Raw genomic sequence first — 18,715 nt, forward strand, 5'->3', positions numbered from 1 at the left:
TAGAGGCACAGCCCCCGGATGGGATCCGCTGTGCGCGCGGTGTCGGCCGAAGTGCGCCCGGCCTGTCTCAGCTGACCTACCGCGACGGTACCCCAGCACTGCCACCCAGCGCCGCTGGGCATGGGGAGCCTTCGCGTCTCCCCGACTCAACGGTAGGGCATCGCCCGGGGTTCCCGGCTATCCGCTGTATACGTGGGGGGCGAGCGTGCCGACGAACGGCAGATTGCGGTATTTCTCCGCGTAGTCGAGCCCGTAACCCACCACGAACTCGTTGGGGATGTCGAAACCGACCCATTCCACGTCGATGTCGACCTTGGCCGCGTCCGGTTTGCGCAGCAACGTGCAGATCTTCAGCGAGGCGGGCTCCCGCGAGCCGAGGTTGGACAGCAGCCACGAGAGGGTGAGCCCCGAGTCGATGATGTCCTCGACGATCAGCACATGGCGGCCCTGGATGTCGGTGTCCAGGTCCTTGAGGATGCGGACCACGCCCGACGACTGGGTGCCCGCCCCGTAGGAGGACACCGCCATCCAGTCCATCGTGACCGGGGACGACAGGGTGCGGGCGAGATCGGCCATCACCATCACCGCCCCCTTGAGGACCCCCACCAGCAGGAGGTCCTTCCCGGCGTACTCCGCGTCGATCTTCGCGGCCAGCTCCCGGAGCTTGGCGTCGATCTCTTCCTTGGTGATGAGCACCGACTCCAGGTCGGCCCCCAGGTCCGTCTCTCGCACCCGTGCCACTGCTTCCTACTGGCCTATGCGCGGCCTACTGATTGGCCTGCTGGAGCACAAGTCTGCCACCCTGCCTCCTCGCCTCGACCCGGCCCGGCAGATTGAGCGGGCGCTGGCCGCGCCAGGCGGTGATCAGGCGGTCGGTCTCCTCGATGTGACGGGCGAAGAGGGAGCCGGCGGGGGAGCCAGCGGCGATCGCGGCCCGGCGCAGCACGCGCCGCCTGACGGCGGGGGGCAGGGTGCACAGGGCGGCGATCTCCAGCGTGCCGTCGGGGCGGGTGGCGGCGCGCTGCGCCTCGAGGGCCCAGGCGTCGAGGGCGTCCGCGTCGTCCCTGGAGAGCTGCGCGGTGCGGGCCAGCGCCTCCACCACGCCGCGGCCCAGCGCCTTCTCGAGAACGGGAAGCGCCTCGTGCCGCACGCGGGACCGGGTGAAGGAGGGATCGGCGTTGTGCGGGTCGTCCCACACGGGCAGGGACTGGGCCAGGCACGCCTTGCGGGTGGTCTGGCGGTCGATGGCGAGGAACGGGCGGCGGTAGTGGTGCGCGGGATCGCCGGAGCCGTTCGCCCCCGGCCCCCTGGCGTCCGAGGGGCCGAGGGAGACGGCGGCCATCCCGGCGAGGGAGCGGGTGCCCGAGCCGCGTGCGAGGCCGAGCAGCACCGTCTCGGCCTGGTCGTCGCGGGTGTGGCCGAGGAGGACCGCGGTGGCTCGATACCGCTCGGCGACGGCGTCGAGCGCGGCATACCGCGCGGTGCGGGCCGCGGCCTCGGGGCCACCGCCCCTGCCGACATCGACCGCCACGGTGTCCACGGGGTCGAGGCCGAGCGAGGCCAGCCGCTCGGCGACCTCGAGCGCCCTGGCCCCCGAGCCCGACTGGAGGCCGTGGTCGACGGTGACGGCACCGGCCCTGACGCCCACGCGCGGGGCCTCGAAGGCGAGGGCGGAGGCGAGCGCCATGGAGTCGGCGCCGCCCGAGCAGGCAGCGATGACCAGGGGGGCCACCTCGGGGCGTGCGTCGAGGAGGACTTCGTGCAGAACGCGGCGGACCGCCAGGCGTATCGCAGCGACCGCGGGGTGGGGACCCATGTCCGAATCACTTCTTTCTGGGGAGCTCAGGCTCGGAAGCGCTGTCACGCTGGGTGCGTAAATGGTGACAGAGGAGGTCTGTTACCCGAGCATCGCACGCCAGGCATGCCGCCACGGTCCCTCGTACGAGTGATTCCGGGGCAATTTCGCAACCGCCGCCGCCCGCGGGGTGGGCCGGGCCGGGCGGCTAGGCGGCGCCGGGCCGCATACGGGCCACCCACTGCTCCGGGTGGGCGATCTCCTCCTTGGTCGGCAGGGTGTTGGGCGAGGTCCACACGCGATTGAAGCCGCTCATGCCCACGCTCTCCACGGCCGTGCGCACGAACCGCTCGCCGTCCCGGTACTGGCGGAGCTTGGCGTCCATCCCGAGCAGGCGGCGCAGCGCCCGGTCGAGCCGCCCGGCCCCCGTCTGCCTCCTGCGGGTGAACTTCTCGCGGATCTCCGCGACCGTCGGCACCACCGCGGGTCCCACCCCGTCCATCACATAGTCCGCGTGGCCCTCGAGCAGGGACATCACGGCGGTGAGCCGGTCGAGGATCTCGCGCTGGCGCGGCGTCTGCACGAGGTCGACGATGCCGGGCCCGCCGCCCCCGCCCGGCTCCCTGGCGCTCTCCTTCGCCGCCTCGGCCTCCCCCTCGTCCCCGGCGGCCTCCTTGGTGGCCTCCTTGGCGGCCTTCTCTCCCTCGTCCCCGCCCCGCTGCCCCGTGACCGACTGGAACGCCTGCCGAACGCGTTCGACCAAAGTCGCCGGGTCCACGTCGGCCTCGCCGAGGAACGCCTGGATCTCGCTCTCCAGGTGATCCCGCAGCCAGGGCACGGCCGTGAACTGCGTGCGGTGCGTCTCCTCGTGGAGGCAGACCCAGAGGCGGAAGTCGTGCGGGTGGACGTCGAGCTCGCGCTCGACATGCACGATGTTCGGGGCGACGAGCAGCAGGCGGCCCGCGCCCGGGCCCTCGCCACCTGGCAGCTGGGGCGTCGGGGGCGCGAACGTCTCGTACTGGCCGAGCACCCGCGACGACAGGAACGACAGCAGCATCCCCACCTCGACGCCGGTGACCTTGCTGCCCACCATCGTGAGCGCCGAGCCGCCCGGCATGGCCGAGCGGCGCTCGCGCATGCGGGCCATCAGCGGCTGGAGCACCTCGCGGAACCCCGCGACATTCGCCCGCACCCAGCCGGGCCGGTCCACCACGAGCACGGGGGTGTCCACGTCGCCCGCGTCGAGCCCGGTGTAGCCGCGGACGTGCTCCTCCGCGGCGGCGGCGTGCCGGCGCAGCTCGGCGACGATCGCGCGCGCCTCGTCCCGGCTCACCTCGGGCCCGGGGCGCGTGATCCGGGTCGCGGTGGCGACCGCGAGATTCCAGTCGACCAGGTCCGTACCGCCGAAGCTCGTCATGTTGTCAACGGTACGTGTCCCGCGAGGAAAGCGGATAGGGCACAGGACGGGGCCCGCGCCACGCCGTGTCAGTGGCAGCCGCAGGTGGCGAGCGCGGAGGCCGCCGCGTCGAGGGCGGCCTCGGCCTCCTCGCCGTTGTCCGTGCCGGAGGCGAGGAACGCGAACGCCAGCACCCGCCCGTCGCCGGTGACCGCGGTCCCCGCGAGGGTGTTGACCCCGGTGAGGGTGCCGGTCTTGGCGCGGACGAGACCCGCGCCGTCGCCCACGCCGCCGCCCGAGGCGTCGTAGCGCGCCTGGAGCGTTCCCGTGAAGCCCGCGACCGGCAGGCCCGTCAGGGCGGCGCGCAGCTCGGGGCGTTCGGGGTCGGCGGCCACGGCGAGGGCCTGGGTGAGGACGGCGGCGGTGACGCGGTCGTCCCGGTCGAGGCCGCTGGCGTCCGCGATGCGGACGTTGTGCAGCGGCAGGTCCAGCTTCTCCAGCTCGCCGGTGAGGGCGCGGTCGACGCCGCGGAAGTCGGCCGGGTGGCCCGTGGCGACGGCGGTGGCGCGGGCGAGTGCCTCGGCCAGGTCGTTGTCGCTGTGGGTCAGCATCCGTTCGACCAGGCTGGAGAGCGGCGCGGAGCGGTGGACGGCCAGCTCGCCGGCGCCCTCGGGGGCGGCGCGGTCGGTGTCGGTCGCACCGGTGACCTCGACGCCCGCGGCGCGCAGATGCCCGGCGAAGGCGCGGGCCGCGTCGGCGGCGGGCTCGTCGGAGCGGGGGGCGGGGCCCGACGAGCTGTCGTCCAGGCGGCCCGCGTTGAGCTGGAGGGGGGTGATGGTCGCGATGTTGGTGTTGCCTGACCCGATCGGGTGATGCTGTTCGCGGGGGTAGAGGGAGACGTCGTACGCGATGCGGACCCGATCGACGTCGTGTTCGGCCAGGGCCTCGGCGGTGCGGCGGGCCAGCCGCGCGAGGTCGTCGTCGGTGAGGGTGGTGTCGCCGCCGCCGACGAGGTGGACGCGCCGCTCCTCGGGGTCCCACACCACGCGGGTGGCCAACCGGTGGTCCGCGCCAAGGGCGTTGAGCGCGGCGACGGAGGTGAGCACCTTGACCGTGGAGGCGGGGGTGCGGGGGGAGCGCGCGTTCTCGCGGTACAGGGTGTCGCCGGTGGAGATGTCGACCACCGCGCCGGCGGCGCCGTCGCCGAGGGCGGCGCTGTCCAGGAGGCGGCCGATCGCGCGTTCGACGGCGGCGGGGGTGGCCTCGGGGGCCCTGCCGTCCAGTGGTGCGAGGACGGGTGCGGCTGCCGCTACAGTGCTGGCGACGCGTTCGGTGTCGGACTCGTCGCGGAGGGCGTCGGTGGCCGCGTGGTCCCGTTCCGCCGTGCGCTGCCCGGCGTCCCACGGGCCCGCGAGGGCCACGGCGCCCGCCGCGACAACCAGTCCGACGGCGGCCGAGCCCACGGCCAGCCGCCAGGTGGCCCGGTGCCGTCGAAGCATCTCCGCTGCCCTGCGCACTGCCGGACCAGCCCCTTTCGCATGAGGACACCTGCGTGAGGGACACTTAACCACCTGTCGCGTGCACAGAACGGCTAAGGAGTGTCCCCCGTGGAGTTCGACGTCACCATCGAGATCCCGAAGGGTTCGCGGAACAAGTACGAGGTGGATCACAAGACGGGGCGGATCCGGCTGGACCGCCACCTCTTCACCTCGACTGTGTACCCCGCGGACTACGGGTTCGTGGACGGCACGCTGGGCGAGGACGGAGATCCGCTGGACGCGCTGGTGCTTCTGGACGAGCCGACGTTCCCCGGATGCCTCATCCAGTGCCGGGCGATCGGCATGTTCCGGATGCGCGACGAGGCGGGCGGCGACGACAAGCTGCTGTGCGTCCCGGCGTCGGACCCGCGGATGGAGCACCTGCGGGACATCCACCATGTGAGCGAGTTCGACCGGCTGGAGATCCAGCACTTCTTCGAGGTCTACAAGGACCTGGAGCCGGGGAAGTCGGTCGAGGGCGCCAACTGGGTGGGGCGTGCCGAGGCGGAGTTGGAGATCGAGGCGTCGTTCAAGCGGGCGGCGGACGCGGGCGAGCACCACTGATTCCCCCGCTGTGACAGGCTGAGGGGAGAGCTCGACAGGCTCCTGGACGAGGTGCGCCGTACCCAGTCATGACAAGACGGCGCAGGGGAGCTGTGTGATGGCCTGGCTCGTTCTCGTGATCTCCGGCGTGCTGGAGGCGGTGTGGGCGACGGCGCTCGGGAAGTCCGACGGGCTGAGCCGACCGGCGCCGACCGCCGTCTTCGTCGTCGGCCTCGTGCTGAGCATGTCGGGGCTCGGGTATGCGTTGCGCACCCTGCCCGTGGGCACCGGCTATGCCATCTGGGTCGGCATCGGCGCGGTGCTCACGGCGGCGTACGGCATGGCGTTCGGCGATGATCCGGTCACGCCGCTGAAGGTGCTGCTGCTCGCGGGCATCGTGGGGTGCGTGGTCGGGCTGAAGCTCGCCCACTGAGCGGACGGCCGCCGGCGGCCGTCGGCGGCGAACGGCTGTCGGCGGCTGCGGCGCCGGGCGCACCCTTCTTCCTGGCTCGCTTCTTGGCCCGTCAGAAGCCTCGGGTGCGCTTGGCGCCGCGGCGACCTATCGGGGTGGTGAGCCCCGGGGTCTTGATGAACAGCCGCGCGGTCTCGCTGCCGAGATTGACCCCTACGGCGATGGCCAGGGCGAGGGTGATGGCGCTCAGGAGGTTCTCGAGGCCGGTGTTGACATCGCCCTGGGCGAAGCCGAGCAGGCCGAGGTAGACCGCGCTGCCGGGGAGCAATGGGCCGATGGCGGCGGTGACATACGGCAGCGACGACGTGAACCGATAACGCGACTGGAGCTGCCCGAACAACCCCACCATCCCCGCGCCCACCGCCGTCGCCGCGAACGGCGACAACCCCGCCGTGTCGTGCATCGCCCCGTAGATGAGCCAGGCGATCCCGCCGTTGATCGTGGCGGGGAGGACGGTGTTCCTCGCCTGCTGGAGCAGGACGCAGAACGTCAGGGAGAGCAGCAGGGCCGCGGCCAGCTGGATCCCCGGGCGGACGGCGCGGTCGACCACGTCGGGGTCGAGCCGCACGCCGGAGGTCTCGCCGACATAGAGGACGCCGAGAACCCCGCAGACGATGCCGACGCTGAGGTAGACCACCTCGAGGAGGCGGGCCGAGGCGGTCAGGTAGTAGCCGGTGAGGCCGTCCTGCACCCCGGCGACCAGGGCCCGCCCCGGGATCAGCGAAAACAGCCCACCGGTGATCATCGCGGCGGCCTGCACCTCCTCCCCACCGGAGGAGTGGAGCGCGACCCAGGCCACCCCGACCGCGGCCGGGGGCATCGCCGCGACCACGAACTGGTAGAACTCCGGCAGCGCCCTGCTCGCCGCCAGCCAGGCCAGGCGGTCACCGGCCATGGCGCCGAGGGCGGCGAGCAGGAACACCTGCCAGCCGCCGCCGACCAGCGTGCTGGCCGCACCGGCGAGCAGCCCGGCGGCGACGGTCAGCTGCCACTTGGTGAACGGGTGCCGGTTCCGCCTGATGGTCGCCAGCCGCCCGTACGCCTCCTCCAGCGTGACCTCGCCGGAGGAGATGTCGTCCACCAGCTGGAACACCGAGGCGAGCCGCGTGTAGTCGGTGCCGCGGCGGCGGACCGTGCGGCTGAGGGAGACCGGCGGATCCACCAGCGACGGCTGGTGGGTGATCGAGATCAGCGTGAAGGTGACCGTCGCCTCGCACCGGTCCAGGCCGTAGGCGTGGGTGACGCCGAACATGGCGGCCTCCACATCCTCGGCCCCCTCGCCCCCGGCGAGCAGCAGCTCGCCGATGCGGAGCGTGAGGTCGAGCACCCTGGGCACGGCGGGGGCGTTCTCGTCGTCCCCGCCGCGCGCGACCCGCTCGGGCGCGGGCCGCTCGGCCAGCGGCAGCCGGACCATGCTGCGCATGCGGTCCTGCCAGGGGGCCGTCTTTGCCCAGGTGACCGCCGGGATGCCCTGCGCCGGGGTGAACTCGTTGTGCGGCCCGGTGCGGGGGGCAACGGTCAGGCCCTCGGGTATCGCGAACTCGGAGGTCGGGTGGTCGGGGTCGGACGAGGGAAGCTCCAGCCCTCGGGGAACGGCGAACCCCGAGGTGGTCTCCTGATCCGTCGGCTCCTGACCGCCCGACCGTGTGATCTCGCCGGCCACGTGTGATGCGCTCCTCGCTCAGGACGTCCAGGGCCATCAGCCCTATGGCCCCTTTGCGAGGATAGGATGATCCCCCTTATCTCCCCCAAAACGTGGATGTCCCCGGGGCCGTGAGACTGGTCACCGCCCGGTCTGCCGCGCGGCATTGGCCAGGATGGCCTCGCGGAGATGGGCGGCCAGCCCCGGCCGCTCCCCTTCGACGCCCGCCCGATAGCGCTCGTCGGAGACGAACGGCTCGGCGATGCCGACACGTCAGGGAGCCGGATGGATCAGGCGTCGCGGCTCCTCAGCGCCACATATCCAGCGACGAGGGCCGTCAGGGACCAGACCAGCAGGATGGCCGAGGCCGCCTGAAGCCCATAGGGGTCCGCGTCGTTGGTCATCAGCACCGAGCCCGCCACCGACGGCAGCAGATCCGCGGCTCGGTCCAGCCACTCCATGTCGCTGAGCTTCATCAACTGCGGCATCGGGATGAGCAGGAGCACCAGGGAGGTGATGGTCCCCGCCGCTCCGCGCAGCACGGTGCCCAGGCCCAGGGCGATCATGGCCAGGGCCGTCACATACCCCGCGGTGCCCAGGGCCGCGGCCACGGCCTCGCCCGCGGTGAAGGCGCCGAGCTCCCCCATCAACGGCGCGGCGGTGGCTGTGCCGACCGCGCTCAGGAGCAGCCCGGCGCCGCCTATGACGGCACCCACCACCAGCGCCTTGCCCGCCAGCATCCTCCCGCGGATGGGCACGCTGTGCAGCGTGGAGGTGATGGATCCGCTGGAGTATTCGCCGGTGATGGCGAGGGCGGCGAGAGCCACCAGGGTGAGCTGGGCCAGCAGAATGGCCTCCGCGACGACGTCGGGGGCGGCGTCGAAGGTGGATATGCCGTTCTCCGCGCTTGCCGTGGCGGATCCCCCGACGACGGCCGAGCCCAGCACGGTCAATGCCATGGTGGCCACCAGGCTCCAGGGTGTGGTCCGCACGCTCCACAACTTGGTCCACTCGAATGCGAGTACGCCTTTCATGTACCCTCCCTTTCGCCATATTCGACGCTGGCCGCGGTCAACTCCATGTACGCCTGCTCGAGGGTGGCCCTCCTGGCGCTCAGCTCATGCAGGGGGACGCCATGGCGAAATGCCAACTCACCTATGTCGTCGAGCGATCCACCCATCACCAGGAGGTGTCCCTCCTCCGGGGATTCCGCGGCCATTCCCGCGTGGATCAATCGCTCCCTCAGCTCACTCGCCTTGGGGGAGCGGACCAGAACGGCATTGCGTGAACTGCCGCCCAGGACCTCGCCGATGGGCGCGTCGGCTATCAGTCGGCCACGGCCGATGACCACCAGGTGATCGGCGGTGTCCTGCATCTCGCTCATCAGATGGCTGGAGAGCAGGATCGTGCGGCCTTCGGCGGCCAACGAGCGGATCAGCTCCCGGATCCAGCGGACGCCGTCGGGGTCGAGCCCGTTCACCGGCTCGTCGAGGAGCAGCACGCCCGGGTCCCCGAGCAGGGCGGCGGCGATGCCGAGCCGCTGATGCATGCCGAGCGAGAAGCAGCCGACGCGCCCGCGCGCCACCGATGTCAGGCCCACCAGCTCCAGCACCGCGTCGACCCGGTGGGCGGGGATGCCGTCGCTGCGCGCGATGCCGAGCAGGTGGCTCCTTGCCGTCCGGCCCGTGTGGGCGGAGCGGGCCTCGAGCAGCGCGCCCACCTCCCTGAGGGGGTGGCGCAGCGCGGCATAGGGGCGCCCGCCGATCAGCGCGCTGCCCGACGTGGGAGCGTCGAGGCCGGTGATCAGGCGCATCGTCGTGGATTTCCCGGCGCCATTGGGCCCGAGGAATCCCGTCACCCTGCCCGGCTCGATTTCCAGGGTGAGATCGGCCACCGCCGCTTTCTCGCCATACCTCTTGGTGAGGCCATCCAGAACAATCACGGGTCCCACGCTAGGGATCGCGCGGCCCGTCCACATCTGGTCGATCGGCAGGGAAAGACCTTACTTTCGTCAGTTCCGGGGGCGTTGGCGCGTTGCTAGCGTTGCGGGAATGAAACGCTGGATGTCCCGGCCCCCTTTTCGGGCCTTCTTCGCCCCGAGTGGCAGCAGCCTGTTGACGGTCGCCGCCGCGATGAGCCTGCTGCGGCAGGTGGAGGGCCCCGACTACCAGGCGCTGGCCCTCACGACGGTCGTGATCAGCGTGCTGGCCGGGCGCCGCACGAGCGAGTTGCGGCACGCCCAGTACATCTTCGTGGCCCTGGTGGCCGCGGGGGTGCTGGTGTCCCTCTTCTCCGGGGGCCTCACCAGCTGGGTCAACGTACTGATCATCCAGTTCGGGACGGTGCTCGGGCCCTGGTGGGTGGGGAGTTGGTGGCGCCAGCGGGCGGAGCTGGTGCAGGCGGGCTGGGAGCGCGCGGCCCGGCTCCAGCGCGAGAAGGACATGGCGGCCGAGCAGGCGCGCCTGAGGGAGCGGGCCCGCATCGCCCAGGACATGCACGACTCGCTGGGGCATGAGCTGAGCCTGATGGCCCTGGTGGCCGGAGGTCTTGAGCTGTCACCCGATCTGGGTGAGTCGCATCGGGCCACCGCGGCGCGGCTGCGGGCCGGGGCCGTGGCGGCCACCGAGCGGCTGCACGAGATCATCGGCCTGCTCGGGGAACGGCCCGAGGAGTCCTCTGCCGGGACGGCGGACGACGACATCGCGGGCCTGGTCGAGCGGGCGCGGAAGTCGGGCGTGCGGGTGGAGTTGGAGCGGCGCGGTGCGCTGGAGGACGCGGGCGCGGGCGCCACATGGTCGGCGACGACCCGGCACGCAGCCCGGCGAGTGGTGCAGGAGTCCCTGACGAACGCCGTCAAGCACGCGCCGGGCGGGGACATAGCGGTCCTGGTGGAGCGCACCGCGGACGAGGCGGTGATCACGGTGACCAATGGGCCACCGCGGCCGCCCGAGGAGGGCGCGGCACCGGTCGCTCCGGTCAGCGGGAGCGGGACGGGGCTGATCAGCCTGGACGAGCGGATACGCCTGGCGGGCGGCAGCCTGCGCGCGGGCCCGCGCGAGGAGGGCTTCGAGGTGGTCGCCCGGCTGCCTCGGGTGCCGCCTCCGGCGCGGCCGGAGCGGGAGAGGGCGCCGTCCGCCGAGCCGGGGCCACCGGAGGAGTTGCGCTCGGCCAGGAAGCGGGCACGCCGTCATCTGCTGCGGGCCTCGACGCTGCCGGTGGGGATGATCGTGGCCCTGGTGGGGGTCCTGCTCGTCCTCTATGTGCTGACGGTGGAGGCCACATCACTGGAGCCCGCCGACTACGAGCGGATGCGACTGGGGCAGCCAAGGGGCGAGTTGGCCGCGATGCTCACCGACGGGGTGGACCGGCCGTCACCGCTGCTGCTGGAGCCACCGATCCCGGAGGGCGCCGACTGCGAGTACTACCGCGCCAATGACAACATCTTCGATCTGTCGGACACGATGTACCGGCTCTGCTTCGACGAGAGGGGGCAGTTGGCCTCCAAGGACACGCTCCACCGGAAGTAGGGCGAGGGATCCACGGGAGGAGGTTCTCGATGGCGGAGCGGCTGCGGGTGCTGATCGCGGATGACGAGCCCATGATCGTCGTCGGGGTGCGAGGCATCCTGGCGTCGGACGACGGAATCGAGGTCGTGGCCGAGGCGGCAGACGGCCGGGAGGCCGTCGAGCTGGCCAGGGCCCACCGGCCGGATGTGGCGCTGCTCGACATCCGGATGCCCGGTGCGGACGGGTTAACGGCGCTGGACGAGATGCGGGCGGTGATCCCGGACACGGCGGTGATCATGCTCACCACATTTGGGCAGGACGAGTACATCGCCCGGGCCCTGGACGGGGGCGCGGCCGGGTTCCTGCTGAAGGCGTCGGATCCACGGGAGTTGCTCGCGGGGGTCCATGCCGTGGCGGGCGGGGCGGCCTGTCTCTCGCCACGCGTGGCGCGCCGGGTCATCAGCGAGCTGCGGGCGGGCGCGGGGGTGCGAGGGCGGCGCGCCACGGAGCTGACGGCGACGCTCAGCGATCGGGAGCGCGCGGTGCTGGCCATGATGGGCGAGGGGCTGTCCAACGCGGAGATCGCTCGCCGCCTGTACCTGGTGGAGGGCACGGTGAAGAGCTATGTGAGCACGGTCCTGAGCAGGCTTCACGTACGGAACCGAGTACAGGCGGCGATCATCGCCTACGAGGCGGGACTGGTCGGCGGCGGAGAGAGGAGGTAAGCGGGTCAGGCGCCCAGCCGCGCATAGCGGTGGAGGGCCAGCGGGACGAAGATCGCCAGCAGCAGGGGGGAGGCCGCCGCCAGGGCGATCGCATGGTCGGCCGCCCATGTCCCGCTCTCCCAGCTGGGGTTACCGAAGAGCTCGCGGACCGCTCCCGCGGTGGCGGACATGGGGTTCCAGTCGGCTATCGCCCCCATCCAGTCCGGCATGGTGTCCGGGGAGGTGAAGGCGTTGGACATGAAGGCGACCGGCCAGACCAGGATCTGAACGGCCTGGATGATCTCCGGCTTGCGGGCGACCAGTCCGAGGTAGATGCCGACCCACAGCATGGCGAAGCGCAGCAGGAGCAGGAGCCCGAGGGCGGCCAGGGCCTCGGCCGCGGTGCCGTTCCACCGCCAGCCGATGGCCCAGCCCGCGCCCAGCATGACCAGCAGGCCGACCGTGGAGTTGATCATGTCGAGCAGGCTGCGGCCGACCAGCACCGAGGAGGGGGCGATGGGCATGGAGCGGAAGCGGTCGAGGACGCCGCGCTCGATGTCCTGGGCGATCGCGACCATGGTCGCCTCCAGGCCGAAGGCCATGGTCAGGGCCGGCATGCCGGGGACGAGGAAGTCGGTGTAGTAGTCGCCGCCGCCCTCGACGGCCATGCCGCCGCCGATGAAGTAGGCGAACATGACCAGCATCATCACGGGGAAGAGCAGCCCGACGGTCACGGCCGCGGGCTGGCGGCCCCAGTGGGCCACTCCCCTGCGGGTCATGGTGGCGGCGGCGGTGACGGCCCGCTGGCCGCGGTCAAGAGGAATGGTTCGGGTGCTCATACGCTCGCCTTCCGCTGGTCGCCGGTCAGGTGGAGGAAGACCTCGTCGAGGGTGGGGCGGCGGACGGCGATGTCCTCCGCGTCGATCCGGGCGGCGGCAAGCCCCTGGACCGCAGCGGTCAGGGCGGTCATCCGGTCGGTGACCGTGGCGCTGACCAGGCGGCGGTTGGGGTCGGTCGTCACCGCGTCGATGCCCGGGGCGCGGGTCAGGGCGGTCACGGCGTCGTCCAGCCGGTGGGCGTCGCGGACCACGACATCGACGCGGTCGGCGCCGACGGTGGCCTTCAGCTCGTCGGGGGTGCCCTCGGCGATGCGGCGGCCGCCGTCGATGAGGGAGATCCGCTCGGCGAGTTGGTCGGCCTCCTCCAGGTACTGGGTGGTAAGCAGCACGGTGGTGCCCTCGCCCGCGAGCGAGCGCACGGCGTTCCACACCTCGGTGCGGCCGCGGGGGTCGAGGCCGGTGGTCGGCTCGTCAAGGAAGAGGATCTCGGGCGCCATGATCAGGCTGGCCGCCAGGTCGAGTCGGCGGCGCATGCCGCCGCTGTAGTGGCGGACGGCCTTGGCGCCGGTGTCGGCCAGGTCGAACTGTTCGAGGAGCTCGGCCGCGCGGCGGGCCGCGCGGGAGCCGCCGAGGTGGTAGAGGCGGCCGAAGAGGTCGAGGTTCTGGCGGCCGCTCAGCTCCTCGTCGAGCGCGGCGTGCTGGCCGAGCAGCCCGATGCGGTAGCGGATCTGGTCGGGCTCGGCCGTCACGTCGTACCCCGCCACCTCGGCCCGCCCCGCGGTGGGCCGCAGCAGCGTGGTGAGGATCCGGATGGCGGTGGTCTTGCCCGCGCCGTTGGGTCCGAGGACTCCATGGACCGTGCCGCGCGGGACGAGCAGATCGAGGCCGTCCAGTGCGTGCTTGGCCGCCTTGCCCGCGCCATAGGTCTTGCGGAGATCGTCGGCGATGATCGCCGCCGATTGTTTGCGTTCTTCGCGGGTGTGCACCCGGCCTCCTTCGGTCCGGGGCGGGAGGGTTGCCACCCAGCCTCACTAGTCAAACTTGATTACCATCGCCGGTGAGAGACTGCTTTCCGGACAGCGGAGACAAGGAAGAAGAGGCGACGGCGGATGTCGGTCATGCGGCTGCTGGTTCTCGGCGCGGTGCGTCAGCACGGCCGGGCGCACGGCTACCAGGTGCGGAACGACCTGGAGTTCTGGGGCGCCCATCAGTGGTCGACGGCGAAGCCGGGCTCGATCTACCACGCCCTCAAACAGATGGCCAAGCAGGGCCTACTGCTGGCCCACGAGATCGCGCCCAGCACGGTGGGCGGCCCGCCGCGCACGGAGTACGAGCTGACCGAGGCGGGCGAGGAGACGTATCTGGAGCTGTTGCGGGAGTCGTTGCGCGCCCATGACCAGCGGATCGATGTGCTGACGACGGGGGTGGGGTTCATCGTGGACCTCCCCCGCGAGGAGGCCGTCGCGCTGCTCAAGGAGCGGGTCGCCGCGCTCGACGGCTGGCGCGAGGAGGTGCGGCGCCACTGGACCCCGCAGTCCACCCCCGCCGAGTGGGGCCACATCGGCGAGATCATGCGGCTCTGGATCCACAACTCGGAGAGCAGCGCCGAGTGGACCCGGGGCCTGATCGAGCGCCTCGAGGGCGGCGCCTATGTGATGGCGGGCGAGGGCGAACGGAGCGTGGAGGTGCTGCCCGAGGGGATGGACAACCCCTTCGGACAAAACGCGTGAACGGCCAGGGCGCGTGAACGGCCAGGGCGCGAACGGACAGGCGCGTCAGGGCGGGCCCGCCCGCGCGCCTCCGTGGCGCGCTCATTACCGCGCTCAGTGCCGCTGTCGGATCTCCCGGATCAGCCCCCGGCTCTCGTCCCTCCCCAGCGCGGTCGACCCGAGCCGGTCGAGCACGACCTGGTACGCCGCGACCTCCTCGCGCTTGTCCAGGTAGAGCGCCCCGGTCAGCTGCTCCACATAGACGAGGTCGGGCAGCTCCCGCTCGGCGAAGCGCAGCAGCGTGAACGCCCCGGACTCGGCTACGTGCCCGCCCTTGCTGAAGGGAACGACCTGGAGCGTGATGTTGGGGTGCTCGGAGAACTCGAGGAGCACGCGCAACTGTTCGTCCATCACGCGCGGCCCGCCGAAGGGCCTGCGCAGCGCGGCCTCGTCGAGGACGCAGTGCAGGTGGGGAGCGTTCTCCGCGACGAGCAGCTTCTGCCGCCCCAGCCGCAGCGCGATCCGCCGGTCCACCTCGGCCCTCGACAGATGGCCCTTGTGCCCGGAGACCACCACGGCGTGCGCGTAGTCCTCGGTCTGGAGCAGCCCGTGCACGAACTGCAACTCGTAGGTCCCGATCCGCTCCGCCGCCGCCTCGAGCCCGACATAGGTCTGGAACCAGCTCGGCAGGACGTCGCTGTAGCTGTGCCACCAGCCCGCGCGCCCCGAGGAACGCGCGAGGCCGAGCAGTGGTTCGCGCTCGGCCTCGTCGGTCACTCCGTAGAGAGTCAGCAGATCAGCCACGTCCCGCGGCTTGAAGCTGACCCTCCCGAGCTCCATTCTGCTGATCTTCGATTCGGAGGCCCGGATCGAGTATCCGGCCTCCTCCCGTGTCACTCCGCACGCCTCGCGCAGCCTCCGCAGCTGCGTGCCGAGCAGGATTCGGCGCACCATGGATCCGCTGGCCTGCTCACCGCCGGTGACGTTGGTGTCCGCTCCCCCCGCCATCCGCTGAGTACTCATGCGCTCCTCTGCTTCCCACGACTGCCGGTGCGAAGTCTGCCACGTCAGTGCTTCATTGGGTGCCCGCATGATTACAGTCGATCAAATTTTTTCGTGCACGTGCATCTTCCCTTGCATTTGCCGTAAGCCTTGGGAAGCATGAGTTCTACGCGCCGCGAACCGGCGCGGCAGTACGGCCCTGTCCGCACCAGCCGGACGGGGACGGGGTACGGGGGTTGGCACAGGGTCAGCCCGCCGTTGACAGGAGTGCCGCCGCAACGCCAGGAGTGCCGCGCCATGGGGACCAAAGGAACGCCCATGCTCGACTCATTAGGGCATCAGTCCCCTCCCGTGGACCTTCGGACCCTGTCAGGCACCGCGACGCTCGGCCTCGCGCCGCGCCCCGAATCGGTGCGCCGCGCCCGCGACTTCACCCGGAGCACGCTGCACGGGTGGCGGCTCCCCGAGCAGTTCGACGCGGTCGCGCTCGTGGTCTCGGAGCTGGTGACCAACGCGGTGCGGCACGGCGTCGGCGTTCGGCCCACGACGTTCGACGAGGAAGGGAACGCGTACGACGGCGGCGGCGGACGCAGCGCCGTCGAGCTGGAGTTGATGCGTTGCTCGGGGCGGCTCATCTGCGCCGTCCAGGACCCGAGCACGGCCGCGCCGCGCGTCGGCGAGATGGACGGGGTAGCCGAGTCGGGCCGCGGGCTGCACCTCGTGGAGTGTTTCAGCGACGGCTGGGGCTGGCGCGCCCTGGCGGGCGAGCGGCGCGGCAAGGTCGTCTGGGCGGTGTTCAGAACGGGCGCCTGAGAACGGGAGCGCACCGGCGGCCGGGAGCGCGGGCAGCGGGCGCCGCGCGGCCGCGTCAGCCGATCAAGTGGTCGAACTCCCCGTCCTTCACGCCCCGAAGCAACGCCTCGAGCTCGGCCGAGGTGTATACGAGCGCGGGCCCTTCGGGGAAGCGTGAGTTCCGCATGGCCACGTCGCCGCTGGGGAGCTTGGCGAACTCGGCGCAGGTCCCTTGTGAGTTGCTGTGGCTACTCTTCAACCACACCACATCCCGGAGCTTGTGTGCGGCGATGCCGTTGTACGCGTCGGGCACTGGTCTCTCCCGGTCGTGCGAAGTGGTGCAAACAGGCCCCATGATCACCATCGGGCCCAACTATCCCTGAGCATAACCTCGTTCACTTGCATATGCACGGGACAATGCACGTGCACGACACGCCGTCGCCGACCTGTCACACGTCGTCCAGGCCACCCTTGAGACGGTCGGGGCTGAGTTCGGGTTCCCTCGCGACCGCGAATGGCGCGATTCGTTCGCAACCGGCCATCTCGCCGTTCGCAACCGGCCATCCCTGCGCCCGTTTCCGACCGCCGCCACCGCCGCGACCGCCCCGACCGCCCCGACCATCCCGACCACCCCGACCACCCCGGCCCCACCGGCCCCACCGGCCGCGCCGACCGCGCCGACCGGCCCCCGCCCCACCGACCGCTCAGGGCACGGGGTCGAGCAGCTCGTCGAACGCGGAGGCCAGCCGCCGCCAGGCCGTCCGGCCCGCCGCGTACTCGCTCTCGGTGAGCAGGCAAGACGCCAGCACCCCGCGCAGCGCGCCCCGGTCGAGCGCGGGCCCGATGAAGACCAGGTGCTGCGCGCGGTCGCCGTGCACGGGATCCCAGTCGAGCGCGGCCGCCGCCCTGCGCTCCGGGGGCACCATCTCCCAGGCCGCGTCGGGCAGCGCGGCCAGCCAGGGCCCGGCGTTGTCGACGCAGAGCGCGCCGCCCGCCGCGTCCCACGACAGGAGCGTGTCGGGCCGGTTGGCGAGCCAGAAGCGGCCGCGGCTGCGCGGCGCCGCGCACGTCAGCTCCTCGAGCGCCGCGTACAGCCGCGCCGGGTGGAAGGGCCTGCGGCGCCGCCACACGAGCGTGCCGACGCCGTGCTCCTGTGCCTCCTGCGGCAGCAGCGCGCTCGCCGGGTGCTGCCTGGCCGCCGCGTCGACCACGTCGAACCCCCCGAGCGCGAGCCTCGGGAACGCGCCCGAGCCGATCGGCACGCGGTGCGCCGTCGGGTGCAGCTGCGCCAGCAGCGCCCTGTCCTGCTCGTCGCCGGGGAGCCCGCCGTCCTCCACGTCCGCGAGCGCGAGCACCGTGGCGTACTCGAGCTGCCGCGCCCAGGTGTCCGCGACCGTGCGCCGGTCGGTCGCCGCGATGGCGAGGCCGCCGTCGGCCAGGTCGTCGCCGCACCCCAGATAGGCGCCGACCAGCCCGGGATCCACCGCGGTCACCACGCCGGAGAGCCGCAGCCGCCCGTCGCCGTGCGCGCTGATCACCTCGGCCATCGACCGCGGCTCCACCGAGTCCCACAGCTCGACGACGGCCAGCGTGCACACCCCGCCGTCCGCCAGCCGCAGCAGCTCGGGCACCAGGTCGGCGCGCAGGGCGCAGCACGCGCAGTCGTTGACCAGGGGGGTGGTGCGGCTGCCGAGCACCGCGTCCTGGTCACGCACGGTGCTCGTGACGGTGTGCCGCGCGGCGCCCGACAGGTCGTGGTGCAGCGCGACGCTGCCGGGCAGCGCGCGCAGCAGCCGGTCGACCGCGGCGTCGCGGGCGTCCGCGTGGAGTCCGCCGACGAGCACGACGGGCAGGGCGGGCGGGGCGGGCCGGGCGGCGGACGGCTCGGCGGGACCCATCAGCGGTCCTCGCGCTTGCCGTAGCGGCGCTCGAAACGTTCCACGCGCCCCGCGGTGTCGAGCACGCGCGTGGTGCCGGTGTAGAAGGCGTGACTCGCCGAGGAGATCTCGACGTCGACGACGGGGTAGGTGTTGCCGTCCTCCCACTCGATCGTCCGGTCGCTCGTCGCGGTCGACCGGGTGAGGAAGGCGAAGCCTGCGGCCCGGTCCCGGAAGACGACCGGCCGGTAGTCGGGGTGGATTCCCTTCTTCATCGTCCACGCTCTCCTCTCACGCCGTCTCGTTCGGCGGTCCGCGAAGCTCCCAACGGTCGCCTCCGAGTACCCGCTGCCCGCGGGCCCTCCCTTCACGACCGGGAGCGCTGTCGGGACCCACTGTACAGAAACGGAAACCATTTTCATTAAGAGGAGGATCACATCGACCGGCGCGACTCGTCGCTCGCCGCGAGGAGCCGCCGCAGCAACGCGTTGAACGTCCCGCGCTCCTTGGCGTTCAACGGCGCGAGGAACCGCTCCTGCGACGCGGCGGCGGCCAGGCGCAACTCGGCGAGCAGGGCCGCCCCCTTGGGCGTGAGGGTGACGCGGTGGCGGCGCCGGTCGTCCGGGTCGCGGGTGCGCGCGGCCAGCCCGGCGCGCTCCAAGCGGTCGATGCGGCCCACGAGATGGCTCTTGTCGAGGTCGAGCGCGGCCGCGAGCCGCTGCTGGGACATCGGCCCGAAGTCCTCGAGCGCGGTGAGGATCGCATGGTGCGCCAGCGGCACCCCCCGTGATCCCAGGGCCTCTTCGAGCAGCCGGTGGCCGAAGCGCGCCACCTGGGACGTCAGATGGGAGGGGAGGGCGAGCAGCGAGGGCGGCCGTGGGCCGATGTCGGGCATGGCCG

Annotated in this window: 20 protein-coding genes and 1 riboswitch; of the genes, 6 read left to right on the forward strand and 14 right to left on the reverse strand. The window is 72.1% G+C overall.

The genetic code is table 11. The annotated features are described in order from the left end of the window. Window positions 1–177 precede the first annotated feature (177 nt). The 4 genes from hpt to dacB all read right to left on the reverse strand — a co-directional run bounded on the left by hpt (window position 178) and on the right by dacB (window position 4,690). On the reverse strand, window positions 178–732 hold the full coding sequence (gene hpt / locus DEH69_RS04710; RefSeq protein WP_181727254.1) for a hypoxanthine phosphoribosyltransferase: 555 nt from the start codon (window positions 730–732) through the stop codon (window positions 178–180). A 34-nt stretch (window positions 733–766) separates the two neighbouring features. Continuing rightward, the gene (tilS, locus tag DEH69_RS04715; RefSeq protein WP_113685602.1) at window positions 767–1,816 is read right to left on the reverse strand and encodes a tRNA lysidine(34) synthetase TilS; all 1,050 of its coding nucleotides are present in this window, start codon (window positions 1,814–1,816) and stop codon (window positions 767–769) included. 187 nt (window positions 1,817–2,003) lie between these two features. After that, window positions 2,004–3,212 (reverse strand): zinc-dependent metalloprotease, encoded by a 1,209-nt coding sequence (locus DEH69_RS04720; protein WP_113685603.1) that lies wholly within the window; start codon window positions 3,210–3,212, stop codon window positions 2,004–2,006. A 68-nt stretch (window positions 3,213–3,280) separates the two neighbouring features. Beyond that, a complete protein-coding gene (gene dacB / locus DEH69_RS04725) occupies window positions 3,281–4,690 on the reverse strand; it encodes a D-alanyl-D-alanine carboxypeptidase/D-alanyl-D-alanine-endopeptidase (RefSeq protein WP_113685604.1) in 1,410 nt (469 codons plus the stop codon). Window positions 4,691–4,798: 108 nt separating this feature from the next. Between dacB and DEH69_RS04730 the strand changes: the two genes are divergently transcribed. Together DEH69_RS04730 and DEH69_RS04735 are read left to right on the forward strand one after the other, a co-directional pair. After that, window positions 4,799–5,293, forward strand: a complete 495-nt coding sequence (locus DEH69_RS04730) for an inorganic diphosphatase (protein ID WP_113685605.1) — start codon at window positions 4,799–4,801, stop codon at window positions 5,291–5,293. Between the two features lie 24 nt (window positions 5,294–5,317). Next, a riboswitch (guanidine-III (ykkC-III) riboswitch) is annotated at window positions 5,318–5,379 on the forward strand. A gap of 11 nt (window positions 5,380–5,390) precedes the next feature. Then, window positions 5,391–5,705, forward strand: a complete 315-nt coding sequence (locus DEH69_RS04735; RefSeq protein ID WP_113685606.1) for a multidrug efflux SMR transporter — start codon at window positions 5,391–5,393, stop codon at window positions 5,703–5,705. A 91-nt stretch (window positions 5,706–5,796) separates the two neighbouring features. On the opposite strand, the gene DEH69_RS04740 is transcribed toward DEH69_RS04735, so the two are convergent. From DEH69_RS04740 to DEH69_RS04750, 3 genes are all read right to left on the reverse strand, one after another. Then, window positions 5,797–7,407 (reverse strand): threonine/serine exporter ThrE family protein, encoded by a 1,611-nt coding sequence (locus DEH69_RS04740; protein WP_113685607.1) that lies wholly within the window; start codon window positions 7,405–7,407, stop codon window positions 5,797–5,799. 269 nt (window positions 7,408–7,676) lie between these two features. Further along, on the reverse strand, window positions 7,677–8,378 hold the full coding sequence (locus DEH69_RS04745; protein WP_258534436.1) for an ABC transporter: 702 nt from the start codon (window positions 8,376–8,378) through the stop codon (window positions 7,677–7,679). A 38-nt stretch (window positions 8,379–8,416) separates the two neighbouring features. Next, on the reverse strand, window positions 8,417–9,328 hold the full coding sequence (locus tag DEH69_RS04750; RefSeq protein WP_113685672.1) for an ABC transporter ATP-binding protein: 912 nt from the start codon (window positions 9,326–9,328) through the stop codon (window positions 8,417–8,419). A 109-nt stretch (window positions 9,329–9,437) separates the two neighbouring features. Here DEH69_RS04750 and DEH69_RS04755 point away from each other — a divergent pair, with 109 nt between their 5' ends. Together DEH69_RS04755 and DEH69_RS04760 are read left to right on the forward strand one after the other, a co-directional pair. After that, on the forward strand, window positions 9,438–10,913 hold the full coding sequence (locus tag DEH69_RS04755; RefSeq protein ID WP_113685609.1) for a sensor histidine kinase: 1,476 nt from the start codon (window positions 9,438–9,440) through the stop codon (window positions 10,911–10,913). A 29-nt stretch (window positions 10,914–10,942) separates the two neighbouring features. Continuing rightward, the gene (locus DEH69_RS04760; protein WP_113685610.1) at window positions 10,943–11,617 is read left to right on the forward strand and encodes a response regulator transcription factor; all 675 of its coding nucleotides are present in this window, start codon (window positions 10,943–10,945) and stop codon (window positions 11,615–11,617) included. 5 nt (window positions 11,618–11,622) lie between these two features. Here DEH69_RS04760 and DEH69_RS04765 read toward each other — a convergent pair whose 3' ends face one another. Together DEH69_RS04765 and DEH69_RS04770 are read right to left on the reverse strand one after the other, a co-directional pair. Beyond that, a complete protein-coding gene (locus DEH69_RS04765; RefSeq protein ID WP_113685611.1) occupies window positions 11,623–12,435 on the reverse strand; it encodes an ABC transporter permease in 813 nt (270 codons plus the stop codon). Beyond that, entirely contained in the window at window positions 12,432–13,421 is a 990-nt protein-coding gene (locus DEH69_RS04770; RefSeq protein WP_113685612.1) for an ATP-binding cassette domain-containing protein, read from the reverse strand. The genes DEH69_RS04765 and DEH69_RS04770 overlap by 4 nt, the downstream gene beginning before the upstream one ends. 123 nt (window positions 13,422–13,544) lie before the next feature. Here DEH69_RS04770 and DEH69_RS04775 point away from each other — a divergent pair, with 123 nt between their 5' ends. Continuing rightward, window positions 13,545–14,165, forward strand: coding sequence for a PadR family transcriptional regulator (locus tag DEH69_RS04775; RefSeq protein WP_113685613.1), 621 nt, complete (start codon window positions 13,545–13,547; stop codon window positions 14,163–14,165). Between the two features lie 93 nt (window positions 14,166–14,258). Here DEH69_RS04775 and DEH69_RS04780 read toward each other — a convergent pair whose 3' ends face one another. Further along, window positions 14,259–15,098: a helix-turn-helix transcriptional regulator gene (locus DEH69_RS04780; protein WP_113685673.1), complete on the reverse strand. Its 840-nt coding sequence runs from the start codon at window positions 15,096–15,098 to the stop codon at window positions 14,259–14,261. Between the two features lie 345 nt (window positions 15,099–15,443). Here DEH69_RS04780 and DEH69_RS04785 point away from each other — a divergent pair, with 345 nt between their 5' ends. Then, window positions 15,444–15,959, forward strand: a complete 516-nt coding sequence (locus DEH69_RS04785; protein ID WP_113685614.1) for an ATP-binding protein — start codon at window positions 15,444–15,446, stop codon at window positions 15,957–15,959. A gap of 55 nt (window positions 15,960–16,014) precedes the next feature. Here DEH69_RS04785 and DEH69_RS04790 read toward each other — a convergent pair whose 3' ends face one another. From DEH69_RS04790 to DEH69_RS04805, 4 genes are all read right to left on the reverse strand, one after another. Further along, the gene (locus DEH69_RS04790) at window positions 16,015–16,251 is read right to left on the reverse strand and encodes a DUF397 domain-containing protein (protein ID WP_113685674.1); all 237 of its coding nucleotides are present in this window, start codon (window positions 16,249–16,251) and stop codon (window positions 16,015–16,017) included. A gap of 391 nt (window positions 16,252–16,642) precedes the next feature. After that, window positions 16,643–17,836 carry a GTP-binding protein gene (locus tag DEH69_RS04795; RefSeq protein ID WP_113685615.1) on the reverse strand — a complete coding sequence of 398 codons (1,194 nt, stop codon included), beginning with the start codon at window positions 17,834–17,836 and terminating at the stop codon, window positions 16,643–16,645. Next, window positions 17,836–18,090, reverse strand: coding sequence for a type B 50S ribosomal protein L31 (locus DEH69_RS04800; protein ID WP_113685616.1), 255 nt, complete (start codon window positions 18,088–18,090; stop codon window positions 17,836–17,838). The genes DEH69_RS04795 and DEH69_RS04800 overlap by 1 nt, the downstream gene beginning before the upstream one ends. Window positions 18,091–18,248: 158 nt before the next feature. Next, entirely contained in the window at window positions 18,249–18,710 is a 462-nt protein-coding gene (locus tag DEH69_RS04805; protein WP_113685617.1) for a MarR family winged helix-turn-helix transcriptional regulator, read from the reverse strand. Between the last annotated feature and the right edge of the window lie 5 nt (window positions 18,711–18,715).

Source organism: Streptomyces sp. PT12 (assembly GCF_003311645.1).
Classification (GTDB): domain Bacteria; phylum Actinomycetota; class Actinomycetes; order Streptomycetales; family Streptomycetaceae; genus Streptomyces.